We start from the raw sequence: 12,550 nt of genomic DNA, 5'->3' as shown, positions 1-12,550 counted from the left end.
CTCACCCCGCTCGAATCGGCCCGCTCGGTTGAGTCCTTGCAAGATCAGACCCTATAGGCAGGGTCCGACTTCGGCCTCGTGGTTTCCACAAGCCCGGGCACTGGTTCCATGATTCCCAGCGCCGGGGCATTTCAGGCTTGTCCGGGGCTCCCGGTTCAGTTGCCCGAGAGCACGCGCACCAGTTCCTCCGCCGTGCGGCAGCGGTCCAGGAGCGATTTCACGTGTGCCTTGGTGCCCCGGAGGGGCTCCAGGGTCGGGACGCGCTGGAGCGAGTCCCGGCCCGGCAGGTCGAAGATCACCGAGTCCCAGGAGGCCGCGGCGACGTCGTCCGCGTACTGCTCCAGACAGCGGCCCCGGAAATAGGCCCGGGTGTCCTCGGGAGGCGTCGTCTCGGCCCGCTCGACCTCGGTCTCGTCCAGGAGCCGCTTCATGCGCCCGCGGGCCGCCAGACGGTTGTAGAGGCCCTTGTCGGGGCGCACGTCCGCGTACTGGAGGTCCACCAGGTGCAGCCGGGCGGCGTCCCAGTCCAGGCCGTCGCGGCGCCGGTAGCCCTCCATGAGCTCCCGCTTGGCGATCCAGTCGAGCTCGCCGGCCAGGCTCATCGGGTCGTTCTCCAGCCGGTTGAGGGTGTCCTCCCAGCGCGTCAGGACATCCTTGGTCTGCTCGTCCGCGTCCGCGCCGTACCGCTCGTCCACGTACTTCCTGGCCAGCTCGAAGTACTCCATCTGGAGCTGCACGCCGGTGAGCGTCCGGCCGCTGCGGAGCGTGATCAGGTACTGGAGCGAGGGGTCGTGCGAGACCTGGTGGAGGGTGCGCACCGGCTGGTCGACGCCGAGGTCGACGGTGATGAAGCCGTCCTCGATCATCGACAGGACCAGCGCGGTGGTGCCCAGCTTGAGGTAGGTGGAGATCTCCGAGAGGTTCGCGTCGCCGATGATCACGTGCAGGCGGCGGTAGCGCTCGGCGTCGGCGTGCGGCTCGTCCCGGGTGTTGATGATGGGCCGTTTGAGGGTGGTCTCCAGGCCCACCTCGACCTCGAAGTAGTCGGCGCGCTGGCTGATCTGGAAGCCGTTCTCCCGCCCGTCCTGGCCGATGCCGACCCGCCCCGCGCCGGTCACGACCTGGCGGGAGACGAAGAAGGGGGTCAGGTGGCGCACGATGTCCGAGAAGGGGGTCTCCCGCTTCATCAGGTAGTTCTCGTGCGTGCCGTAGGACGCGCCCTTGTTGTCGGTGTTGTTCTTGTACAGGTGGATGGGCTGGGCCCCGGGCAGCTGGGCGGCGCGCTCGGCGGCCTCCGCCATGATCCGCTCGCCGGCCTTGTCCCAGAGGACGGCGTCGCGGGGGTTGGTGATCTCGGGGGAGCTGTACTCCGGATGGGCGTGGTCCACGTAGAGCCGGGCCCCGTTGGTGAGGATCACGTTGGCGAGGCCGATGTCCTCGTCGGTGAGCTGGCTGGAGTCGGCGGCCTCGCGGGCGAGGTCGAAGCCGCGGGCGTCCCGCAGCGGGTTCTCCTCCTCGAAGTCCCAGCGGGCGCGGCGCGCCCGGTGCATCGCCGCCGCGTAGGCGTTGACGATCTGGGACGAGGTGAGCATGGCATTGGCGTTCGGGTGTCCCGGGACGGAGATCCCGTACTCCGTCTCGATGCCCATTACTCGCCGTACGGTCATGCGGCCCTCCTTGCCCGGCGTCGCTCACTGTGCGCGACTCGGCGGTACCGAAGAGCCTAGAGCGGCTCCGCGCTGGTGGGGAGATCGTTTGCGGTATTTCCCTGATCCCGTGGTGCCGGGGGAAATGCTGGATGGAATGCGTCGGCTGCGGATGCCCGGTCTCCGGACATCCGCAGCCGGTGGGCGTTTTACAGGTACTGGCCGGTATTGGCCACCGTGTCGATGGAGCGCCCGGTGTCCGCGCCCTGCTTTCCGGTGACGAGCGTGCGGATGAAGACGATCCGCTCGCCCTTCTTTCCGGAGATGCGGGCCCAGTCGTCGGGGTTGGTGGTGTTGGGCAGGTCCTCGTTCTCCTTGAACTCGTCCACGCACGCCTGGAGGAGGTGGGAGACCCGGATGCCCTTCTGGTTGTGGTCGAGGAAGGCCTTGATGGCCATCTTCTTGGCCCGGTCGACGATGTTCTGGATCATCGCGCCGGAGTTGAAGTCCTTGAAGTACAGGACTTCCTTGTCGCCGTTGGCGTACGTGACTTCGAGGAAGCGGTTCTCCTCGGACTCCGCGTACATCTGCTCGACGACGGACTGGATCATTCCGTGGGCGGCGGCGGCCTTCGATCCCGCGTGCTCGGAGACGTCGTCCTCGTGCAGCGGCAGGTTGCCCGTGAGGTACTTCGCGAAGATGTCCTTCGCCGCCTCCGCGTCCGGACGCTCGATCTTGATCTTGACGTCGAGCCGGCCGGGCCGCAGGATCGCGGGGTCGATCATGTCCTCGCGGTTGGAGGCGCCGATGACGATGACGTTCTCCAGGCCCTCCACGCCGTCGATCTCGGCGAGCAGCTGCGGGACGATGGTGTTCTCCACGTCCGAGCTGACACCGGATCCGCGGGTGCGGAAGAGGGATTCCATCTCGTCGAAGAAGACGATGACGGGGGTGCCCTCGCTCGCCTTCTCCCGCGCACGCTGGAAGACGAGGCGGATGTGCCGCTCGGTCTCGCCGACGTACTTGTTGAGGAGCTCGGGGCCCTTGATGTTGAGGAAGTAGGACTTCCCCGCGGGCTGCCCGGTCACCTCGGCGACCTTCTTGGCCAGGGAGTTGGCCACGGCCTTCGCGATCAGCGTCTTGCCGCAGCCGGGCGGGCCGTAGAGCAGGATGCCCTTCGGCGGCCGCAGTTCGTGCTCCTTGAAGAGGTCCGGGTAGAGGTACGGAAGCTCGACCGCGTCGCGGATCAGCTCGATCTGGTTGCCCAGACCGCCGATCTTCTCGTAGTCGACGTCCGGGACCTCTTCGAGGACGAGCTCCTCGACCTCGCTCTTGGGGACCACCTCGTACACGTAGCCGGACCGGGGGTCGAGCAGCAGGGCGTCGCCGGAGCGGATGGTGACGTCCAGCAGGGGCTCGGCGAGCCTCACCACCCTCTCCTCGTCCGTGTGCCCGACCACCAGGGCGCGCTCGCCGTCCTCGAGGATCTCCTTGAGGGTGACGATGTCGCCGGCGCGCTCGAACTCCATGGCCTCGACCACGTTGAGCGCTTCGTTGAGCATGACCTCCTGGCCGCGCCGGAGCTCTTCGAGCTCGATGCTCGGGCTGACGTTCACCCGGAGCTTGCGACCACCCGTGAAGATGTCGCACGTGCCGTCCTCGTTGGCCTGCAGGAAGACACCGAAGCCGGCCGGCGGCTGCGCGAGCCGGTCGACCTCCTCCTTGAGGGCCACGATCTGGTCGCGGGCCTCACGGAGCGTGTTCGCCAGACGTTCGTTCTGCGCGGACACGCCGGCCAGGTTGGTCTGCAGCTCGACGATCCGCTCTTCGAGAATCCTCGTGTGTCGCGGAGAGTCGGCGAGCTTGCGGCGCAGGACGGCGATTTCCTGCTCGAGATAGGCAACCTGACCGGCGGGGTCTTCAGACCCCCGCCCCGGCCGGATGCCGCGGTTGATGTCGTCGTCGTGGGCTGCCACGGTCCTCACCTCCTCCAAGGGGAGCTGGACGCTTCCTGACCCTACCTGCGTGGGTGGCGATTGAAACCCCTAGATCAAAAAGACTCCGGGGTGTGTCCGATCTTCACCCTTGCGCTTCCCCTCTCGCCAGGGGAATACCCACCCTTCACCATCTGAAAGCGGGCGGTTGTATCGTCGTCATTGGCCAACACCCGCCAAGGGTGGCCCGACTTAACGCGCGAAGCAGAAACGGCAGGAGATATGACCGTGCAGAACGAGGCCCCGGCGACGGGCGCCGACGAGGCCCTGGAGGTCTGGATCGACCAGGACCTGTGCACCGGGGACGGGATCTGCGCGCAGTACGCTCCCGAGGTCTTCGAACTGGACATCGACGGGCTCGCTTATGTGAAGAGCGCCGACGACGAGCTCCTCCAGGACACGGGCGCCACCACGCCGGTGCCGCTCCCGCTGCTCCGGGACGTGGTGGACTCCGCGAAGGAGTGCCCGGGCGACTGCATCCACGTGCGCCGGGTCGCGGACAAGGTCGAGGTGTACGGCCCCGACGCGGAGTGACGGGTCAGGCGCTCCGCGCCTCGTCCCGGCCGGCGCGGACGAAGGCGCCGGCCCGCCAGCGCCAGCTGACCTGCTCCTTCTCGTCCGGGCAGCAGCGGGGCACGTCGAGGGACGAGTAGCCGAGCAGGGTGGCGACCACCGCCCCGTCGCGTACGGCGAGCTCGGTGACGCTCCGGTGCTGGTCCGGCGCGACGAGGGTGGCCACCACGCGCGCGGGTGCGCCCGTCCCCCGGCCGCGGGTGAGGACGTAGACGCCGCTCGGCGGGGTGCCGGAGCCGGCTTCGCAGTGCACGACCGCAACGGTCTCGGGGTTCCCGTCGCCGTCCAGGTCCCCGGAGACCCGCTTGGCGACCGTGTGGGGGCCTCCCGCGCACTCCAGGGGGTAGGAGGCCGCCGCGGCCTCGGGAGCGGGTGCCGGGCGCGGGGCGGGGGCCGCCGTGGCGGTGGTTCCGGCGGGGCCGGGCTGGAACAGTCCCGCGAGGGCGACGACCGCGGCGGTCGCGGTGGCGGTGGCCAGCCAGTGCATCGGCCCGGCGTGGGTGTGCGCGAGGTCGGTGAGGTCCGGGGCGGCGGGGAGCTGCACGCGAGACGTCTCCTGTGGGGTGGTGCGGCGAGGGTTTCCGGCATCGTGCCACACGTCACAGGGGGACGGAACACGCGGGGTGAACGGCGGGCGGCCGTCTTCCGGAGGTCTCGAACACGAGGACGCCGCCGCCGAGTTCCTCCCGGGGGCGGGAACTCGGCGGCGGCGTGCCGCGGGTGTCGGGGCGTCAGCCCTTGTTGGGGCCCTCGTAGTCCTCGCCGTAGGCGCCCTTGGCGGGACGGCGGCGGCGCATCGGGGGCTCTACCCCGTCCGCGAGCCGGCGGGCGGTGACGAGGAAGCCGGTGTGGCCGATCATGCGGTGGTCGGGGCGGACGGCGAGGCCCTCCACGTGCCAGTTGCGGATCATGGACTCCCAGGGCTGCGGCTCGGCGTAGCAGCCGAACTCGCGGATGGACTCCACGGTGCGGGCGAGCTGGGTGGTGGTCGCCACGTAGCAGCAGAGGATGCCACCGGGGACGAGGGCCTTGGAGACGGCCTCCAGGCACTCCCAGGGGGCCAGCATGTCCAGGATGACGCGGTCGACGTCGGTGTCGGACAGGTTGTCCTGGAGGTCGCCGACGGTCAGCTGCCACGCGGGGTGGGGGCCGCCGAAGTAGCGCTCGACGTTGCCCTTCGCGATCTCGGCGAAGTCCTCGCGGCGCTCGTAGGAGTGCAGCATGCCGCTGTCTCCGATGGCGCGCAGGAGGAAGCTGCTCAGTGATCCCGAGCCCACCCCGGCCTCCACGACGCGCGCGCCGGGGAAGATGTCGGCGAAGGCCAGGATCTGCCCCGCGTCCTTGGGGTAGACCACGGCGGCGCCGCGGGGCATGGACAGGACGTAGTCGGGGAGCAGGGGGCGCAGCGCGAGGTAGGCGACGTTTCCGGTGGTGCGGACAACGCTGCCCTCGGGGGCGCCGATCAGTTCGTCGTGCGGGAAAGAACCCTTGTGGGTGTGGAAGTTCTTTCCCTCTTCGAGCGTGAACGTGTAGTGACGGCCCTTGGGGTCGGTCAGCTGAACCTGGTCCCCGACCTTGAAGGGCCCGCGTCGGCGGGCGGCACCGGTCGGTTCGGACATGTGACCAGAGTACCGGGGTCAGGAACCCGGTCGTGCCATGGCCCTGACGAAGGCCCGCTCGACGTCCGCGGTGGAGAGGACGCCGTAGATCTCGCCGGTCTCCTCGACGACCAGGTACTCGGTGGCCGGGCTGGCACGGAGGTGGTCGAGGAGGGGCTGCCCGGTGAGCTCGGCCGGGACCCGCATGCCGTCGGCGAGGTCCTGGGAGAGGGTGCTGACGGCGACCCAGGGGCGCCGGTGCTGGGGCACGGCGGCGATGGCGGCCTCGCGGACGATGCCGGTGGGCTCGCCGGTGGCGTCGACGACGACGAGGGCGCGGGCGCCCGACTCGTTGGCCCGGCGGAGGGCCTCGGAGAGCGGGGTGACGGGCTCCACGGGGATGGCGCGCCGGGTGAGGGAGCGGGCCCGGAGCTCGGGCAGGTGCTCGCGCAGCCGGGCCATGCGGAGGCTGTTGCCGGCGCCGGTCCAGATGATGGCGGCGAGGATCGCGGCGAGCAGGGCGTCGGTGACGGTCTCGAAGCCGCCGATGTCCTCGGTGGAGTTGCCGAGGAACCCGGTGCGGGTCAGCAGGGGCAGGCCGACGAGGACGAGGACGGCGAGGGCTCGGCCGACCCAGGCGGCGGCGACGGTGCCGCTCATGGGCTTGCCGGTGATCTTCCAGACGACGGCGCGGAGCATCCGGCCGCCGTCGAGCGGGAGGCCGGGGAGCAGGTTGAAGACGGCGACGATCAGGTTGGAGATCATCAGGCCGGCGAGGAGGACGCCGGGGACGGTGCCGGGCTCGACGGCGTACAGGGAGAGGTAGAACAGGCCGGCGAGGACGAGGGAGAGGAGGGGGCCGACGAAGGCGAGGACGAACTCGCGGCCGGGGGTCTCGCTCTCCTTCTCGATCTCGGAGACGCCGCCGAAGAACTGGAGCTGGATGCGGCGCACGGGCAGCTTGAAGCGGAGCGCGGCGATCGTGTGGGCCAGCTCGTGGACGAGCACGGAGGCGTAGAAGGCGACCGCGAAGAAGAGGGAGACCAGGTAGCGGGCGGCGCCGAGGTCGGGCAGGACGCGTTCGATCTGGTCGCCGAAGACCCAGGTGATGAGGGCGGCGACCAGGAACCAGCTGGGGGCGACGTAGACGGGCACGCCGAAGGGTCGGCCCATGAGGATGCCTCCGCCGGGCTCCTCGGTCCGCTGCGGCTTGGGCTCGTCCTGGTTCACGGGTTCCTTTCGTCGCGCCGGTGTGACCCGCGTCGGTGCGTCACGGTTCGATCATGCAGTGCGACGGGGTCCCGGGTCGATGGTATGCGGCCGGTTGTCGGTGGCGGGTCGTAGGGTCGGGGTCATGAGTACGAGCGAGCGGGTGCCGGCGGAGCCGAGGCCGCCCATGTCGTTGTCGCCCTCGCGGGCGAGCGATTTCATGCAGTGTCCGCTGCTGTACCGGTTCCGGGTGATCGACCGGCTTCCGGAGAAGCCGAGTCCGGCGGCGACCCGGGGCACGCTGGTGCACGCCGTGCTCGAGCGGCTCTTCGACGATCCGGCGGCGGAGCGGACGGCGCCGCGGGCGAAGGCGATGGTGCCGGGGCAGTGGGAGCGGCTCCTGGCGTCCAAGCCGGAGCTGGGCGAGCTGTTCGCGGAGGATCCGGACGGGGAGCGCCTTGCGGGCTGGCTGGGCGAGGCGGAGGGGCTGGTCGAGCGGTGGTTCACGCTGGAGGACCCGACGCGCCTGGAGCCGGCCGAGCGCGAGCTGTTCGTGGAGACGGAGCTGGATTCGGGACTGCGGCTGCGCGGGGTGATCGACCGGATCGACGTGGCGCCCTCGGGCGACGTGCGGATCGTCGACTACAAGACGGGCAAGGCGCCCCGGCCGGAGTACCGGGACGGCGCGCTGTTCCAGATGACCTTCTACGCGCTCGTGGTGCGGCGGCTGAGGGGCGTGCTCCCGAGGCGGCTCCAGCTGGTGTACCTGGGCAGCGGGGAGGTGCTGACGTACGACCCGGTGGAGGCGGACCTGCTGCGGGTGGAGCGGAAGCTGCTCGCGCTGTGGGAGGCGATCCGGCTGGCGACGGAGACGGGCGACTGGCGGCCGCGGCCGACCAAGCTGTGCGGCTGGTGCGACCACCGGGCGGTCTGTCCGGAGTTCGGCGGTACTCCCCCGGTCTATCCGCTGGAGGTCGTTCCGGTGCGGCCGCCGGAGTCGGGCGAATCCGGGCAGGGCAGAATGGACCCGGCCCCGCCCGCACCGTAGGGGCCCGCCCGTACCTCGGGGACCGGCCCGGTCCGTGAACCCCGTGCGTCCCGCCCCGTGAAGGAGCCCCCGTGACGATCCGCGTCCTCCTGGTCGACGATCAGCCGCTGCTGCGCACCGGCTTCCGGATGATTCTGGAGGCGGAGCAGGACATCGCGGTGGTGGGCGAGGCCGGGGACGGCCTCCAGGCGCAGGAGCAGGTGCGCGCCCTCCAGCCGGACGTGGTGCTCATGGACATCCGGATGCCGCGGATGGACGGGGTGGAGGCGACCCGGCAGATCACCGGTCCGGGCCGGGACGGTCCGGCGAAGGTCCTTGTCCTGACCACCTTCGACCTGGACGAGTACGTGGTGGAGGCGCTGCGGGCCGGTGCGAGCGGCTTCCTCCTGAAGGACGCCCCGGCGAACGAGCTGGTGCAGGCGATCCGGGTGGTGGCCGCGGGCGAGGCGATGCTGGCGCCGTCGATCACGCGCCGGCTGCTCGACAAGTACTCGGCGCACCTGCCGACGGGCGAGGAGCAGGTGCCGGACACGCTGAGCACCCTGACCGACCGCGAGGTGGAGGTGCTGAAGCTGGTGGCCCGGGGCCTGTCGAACGCGGAGATCGCGGCGGACCTGTTCGTCAGCGAGACGACGGTGAAGACGCACGTGGGCCACGTGCTGACGAAGCTGCGGCTGCGGGACCGGGTGCAGGCGGCGGTGTACGCGTACGAGAGCGGTCTGGTGCGGCCCGGCGGCAACCAGTAGCGGCGCGGAGGACGACGAGAGGGCCCGGCTCATCCCGCGCCGGGCCCTCTCGTCATGGGGGAGGACGGTCCCGCGTCAGCTCTTGCGGAGCTCCCAGAAGCGGAAGACGGTCGAGGCGTCGAGGGTCCATTCGAGGCCGGTGACGCCCGTGCGGGAGACGGCGTACTGCTTGCCCTGCCAGAGCGGCAGCAGGGGCAGTTCCTCGGCGACGATGTCCTGGAGCTTGCCGTACTCGTCGGCGGTGCCGGCGCGGTCGGCCGCGGCGGCCGTCTTCGGGAGGAGGCGGCCGGTGATCTCGGTGTTCTCGTAGTGGTTGCCGAGGACGTTGCCCTCGCCGAAGAAGGGCGCGGTGAAGTTGTCGGCGTCGGGGTAGTCGGGGACCCAGCCCTTGACGTAGACGCCGTACTTGCCGGCCGCGACGTCCTTCTCGTACTGCTCGAAGGCGACGGACTTGACGTCGGCCTCGAAGAGGCCGCTGGCGTTGAGCTGGCCGGCGATGGCCTTGAGCTCCTGGTCGGTGGCCGGGCCGTAGCGGCTGGGGGTGGACCAGAGGGTGAGCTTCACCTTGTCGGTGATGCCGGCCGCGCGCAGGGCCTTCTTCGCCTTGGCCGCGTCGGGGGCGCCGTAGGCGTCGTAGAAGGCGGTGTTGTGGCCGTTGATGCCGGCCGGGACGATCGAGTAGAGCGGGGTGGCCGTCGACTTGTAGACGTCCTCGACGAGGGCCTCGCGGTCGACGAGGTGGGCGATGGCCTTCCGGACGCCGAGCTTGCCGACGACCGGGTCCTTCGTGTTGAAGACGAGGTGCTGGACCTCGGCGCTGCTGCCCTGGACGACCTCGATGCCCCGGTCGTCGGTGGTGTCGGAGGTCTCGAGGGCGGCGATGTCGCCGGCGGAGAGGCCTCGGTAGGCCACGTCGATCTGGTCGTCGGCGAGGGCCTTGGCGAGGGCGGAGCGGTCGCCCTTGTAGAGCTTGAGGGTGACCGCGTCGCTCTTGCGCTTGGCGGTGCCGCGGTAGGAGGAGTTGGCGGAGAAGGTGGCCTCGGTCTCGCTGAGGGAGTCCAGCTTGTAGGGGCCGGAGCCGGTGGCCTTCCCGTCGGTGCGCAGCGCGTCGGCGGGGTAGTCCCGGTGGTCGACGATGGAGCCGGCGCCGGAGGCGATCTTGTTGGGGAAGGTGGCGTCGGGGACCTTGAGGCGGAAGACGACGGTCTTCTCGTCGGGGGTGTCGATGGTGTCGATGCCGGCGAGCAGGGGCGCCGGACCGTTCGGGTCGGCGATCTTGATGGCCCGTTCGAAGGAGAACTTGACGTCCTCCGAGGTGAGCTTGTTGCCGTTGGAGAAGGTGAGGCCGTCCCGCAGGGTGCAGGTGTAGACCTTGCTGCCGGCGGAGAAGGCGCACTCGTCGGCGGCCTCGGGCTCGGGTTCGAGACCGCCCTTGGGGAAGGCCAGGAGGGACTGGAAGACGTTGTTGAACAGCAGCCAGGAGCCGGGGTCGTAGCCGGCCGCCGGGTCGGTGGCGAGGATCTCGTCGGACATGCCGACGCGTATGCCGTCACCGGAGCCGCCGGAGCCGCCGCCCTGTTCGGTGCCGCAGCCGCTGAGGAGGGCGGCGGACAGGCCGGCGGCGAGCGGGGCCGTCAGCCACTTGTTGTGTGCCTTCACAGTCGTGCCTCTTGATCTCTTGCCAGACCGGCCGCGCGGGCGCGCGGCCGGGACAACGAAGGGGTCAGGCGGTGCCGCGACCCAGTTCCCAGAGCAGCAGGTCGGAGGAGGTGTTGAGCGCGTACTCGACTCCGCTGAGGTCGTTGCGGGCGGCAACGTACTGCTTGCCCTGCCACAGGGGCAGGACGGGGACGTCCTCGGCGACGATCTTCTGGATCTGCGCGTAGACGGGGGCCGCGGCGGTGCGGTCGGCCTGGCGGCGCGAGCGCGGGATGAGCTGGTCGCGGACGACCTTGTTCACGTACGGCGTGTTGAGGAAGTTGTCGCTGTCCAGGAAGGGCGCGATGTAGTTGTCCGGGTCCGGGTAGTCCGGGAACCAGCCGAGACCGTAGACGGCGTAGTCGCCGCGCTTCTGGGCGGTGCGGAAGGTGGACCACTCGGCGCCCCTGACGGTGACGTCGAAGAGCTCGCTGGCGGTGAGCTGCTTGCCGAGCGCCTCGAACTCCTGGGCGGTCTCGGCGCCGTAGTGGTCGGTGGTGTAGTTCAGGGTCACCTTGACGGGGGTCTTGATGCCCGCCTTCCGGAGGATCTGGGCGGCCCGGTCGCGGTCGGGCTCGCCGTACGCGTCGAAGAAGGGGGTGGCGTGGCCGGTGATGCTGGAGGGGATCAGCGAGTAGAGCGGCTGGGCGGTGGGGCCGTAGACCAGGTTGATCAGGGCGCCCCGGTCGACGACGGCGGCCATCGCCTGGCGCACGGCCTTCTGCTCGACGGAGGGGGCCTTGGTGTTGAAGCCGAGGTAGCGGATCTCCAGGCCGGGGACCTCGACCATCTGGATGCCGTCCTTGGGCTTCTCGGTGAGGTCCTTGATCTGCTTCTGCGACAGGGAGCGGGCCATCATGTCGATGTCGGCGCTCTCCAGGGCCTTGCCCATGGCGGTCGAGTCGGCGAAGGGGCGCAGCTCGACCTTGTCGTTGCGCGGGGTGATGTCGCCCTTGTACTTCGGGTTCTTGGTGAAGACGAAGCGGCCGGCCTTGTCGCCCTCGCGCTCGACCTTCACGGTGTACGGGCCCGAGCCGTCGACGTCGAAGCCGTCGCGGAGCTCGCCGGCGGCGTACTTGTCCTTGCTGAGGATGCCGGCGACCGGGGTGGAGAGCTTGTACGGGAAGGTGGCGTCGGGGGTCTTGAGGTGGAAGACGATCCCGTCGGCGCCCTGGGTCTCGACGGTGTCGATGTTCGCGAGGAGGGCGGCCGTTCCGTTGTCCGACTTGATCTTCAGGACGCGCTCGATGGAGTACTTGACGTCCTCGGCGGTGACGGGGGTGCCGTCGGCGAAGGTGAGGCCGGAGCGGAGCGTGCAGCGGTAGCTCTCGCTGGCCTTGTCGGAGAAGCCGCAGCTCTCGGCCGCCTCGGGGACGGGCTCGCCGCCTTCCCGGGGCACGTGCAGCAGGGTCTGGACGGTCTGTCGCAGGATGTTCCAGGCGCCGGTGTCGTAGGCGTAGGCCGGGTCGAGCGGAGCGGGGGCGTCCTCGGTCGCAACGAACTGGTCCGTGGTGCCGACCACGATGGCCCGGTCGCCCTCGGAGCCGCCGCAGGCGGCGAGCAGGGGGGCGAGCAGACCGGCCACGGCCGGGAGCACCAGGGTCTTGCGGTTCATCGGGGACGATCTCCTCATCCGGCACTGGGTTACAGCGGTCAGTGACACTCCGCCGCCTGCCGCCCGGTCGGGGCGGGAGCGATCGGGCCGGGTGTTGCGATCGGTCCTGTGTTCACGGCGACTTGGGTGTGCGCCGGTGCACGCGGTTATGCGGCGAAGTACTCGCGAAAGATTAGTGGGCCGTACCCCTATTGCCGGACCACCGCCGGGGGCCGGGGTAATCGCACAGTGATCATGAATGCGTGCGGTTCGATAGTCATGCGTCGGACGATGCGGACGGGCACGAGCGAATCGGGGCACATGGGGGCGCCGAAAAGCGTGCATTCCGGGCGATGAACGGAGAGAGGCCACCTGCCGTCCGGCACTCTGAGTGACCAAGGTCACGCGGAGGCCTTTTCGGCAAATGGCCTGATCGTTTTCCCG

The 12,550-nt window shown here is 70.0% G+C and carries 10 protein-coding genes; 3 read left to right on the top strand and 7 right to left on the bottom strand.

Annotation, left to right across the window (positions count from 1 at the left end):
* Positions 1–155 precede the first annotated feature (155 nt).
* Both dop and arc read right to left on the bottom strand, forming a co-directional pair.
* Complete coding sequence (dop, locus tag ACIP5O_RS28085) at positions 156–1,667, bottom strand: depupylase/deamidase Dop (protein WP_401297945.1); 1,512 nt, start codon at positions 1,665–1,667, stop codon at positions 156–158.
* 188 nt (positions 1,668–1,855) lie between these two features.
* On the bottom strand, positions 1,856–3,622 hold the full coding sequence (gene arc, locus ACIP5O_RS28080; protein WP_121828662.1) for a proteasome ATPase: 1,767 nt from the start codon (positions 3,620–3,622) through the stop codon (positions 1,856–1,858).
* A 240-nt stretch (positions 3,623–3,862) separates the two neighbouring features.
* Here arc and ACIP5O_RS28075 point away from each other — a divergent pair, with 240 nt between their 5' ends.
* The gene (locus ACIP5O_RS28075) at positions 3,863–4,174 is read left to right on the top strand and encodes a ferredoxin (RefSeq protein ID WP_401297941.1); all 312 of its coding nucleotides are present in this window, start codon (positions 3,863–3,865) and stop codon (positions 4,172–4,174) included.
* A 4-nt stretch (positions 4,175–4,178) separates the two neighbouring features.
* On the opposite strand, the gene ACIP5O_RS28070 is transcribed toward ACIP5O_RS28075, so the two are convergent.
* From ACIP5O_RS28070 to ACIP5O_RS28060, 3 genes are all read right to left on the bottom strand, one after another.
* The gene (locus ACIP5O_RS28070) at positions 4,179–4,757 is read right to left on the bottom strand and encodes a hypothetical protein (RefSeq protein ID WP_401297938.1); all 579 of its coding nucleotides are present in this window, start codon (positions 4,755–4,757) and stop codon (positions 4,179–4,181) included.
* 187 nt (positions 4,758–4,944) lie between these two features.
* Complete coding sequence (locus tag ACIP5O_RS28065; protein WP_015032448.1) at positions 4,945–5,832, bottom strand: tRNA (adenine-N1)-methyltransferase; 888 nt, start codon at positions 5,830–5,832, stop codon at positions 4,945–4,947.
* 18 nt (positions 5,833–5,850) lie between these two features.
* On the bottom strand, positions 5,851–6,984 hold the full coding sequence (locus tag ACIP5O_RS28060) for a site-2 protease family protein (RefSeq protein WP_356546289.1): 1,134 nt from the start codon (positions 6,982–6,984) through the stop codon (positions 5,851–5,853).
* Between the two features lie 181 nt (positions 6,985–7,165).
* Here ACIP5O_RS28060 and ACIP5O_RS28055 point away from each other — a divergent pair, with 181 nt between their 5' ends.
* Together ACIP5O_RS28055 and ACIP5O_RS28050 are read left to right on the top strand one after the other, a co-directional pair.
* On the top strand, positions 7,166–8,068 hold the full coding sequence (locus ACIP5O_RS28055) for a PD-(D/E)XK nuclease family protein (RefSeq protein WP_356546249.1): 903 nt from the start codon (positions 7,166–7,168) through the stop codon (positions 8,066–8,068).
* 71 nt (positions 8,069–8,139) lie between these two features.
* Entirely contained in the window at positions 8,140–8,814 is a 675-nt protein-coding gene (locus ACIP5O_RS28050; RefSeq protein WP_356546247.1) for a response regulator transcription factor, read from the top strand.
* 75 nt (positions 8,815–8,889) lie between these two features.
* Here the strand turns inward: ACIP5O_RS28050 and ACIP5O_RS28045 are convergent, their stop codons facing one another.
* Positions 8,890–10,473, bottom strand: a complete 1,584-nt coding sequence (locus ACIP5O_RS28045) for an ABC transporter substrate-binding protein (protein ID WP_401297934.1) — start codon at positions 10,471–10,473, stop codon at positions 8,890–8,892.
* Between the two features lie 64 nt (positions 10,474–10,537).
* Positions 10,538–12,127, bottom strand: coding sequence for an ABC transporter substrate-binding protein (locus tag ACIP5O_RS28040; RefSeq protein ID WP_401297931.1), 1,590 nt, complete (start codon positions 12,125–12,127; stop codon positions 10,538–10,540).
* Between the last annotated feature and the right edge of the window lie 423 nt (positions 12,128–12,550).

The organism is Streptomyces sp. NPDC088915 (assembly GCF_044749825.1).
GTDB lineage: Bacteria > Actinomycetota > Actinomycetes > Streptomycetales > Streptomycetaceae > Streptomyces.
This window is presented reverse-complemented; position numbering and strand designations above follow the sequence as displayed.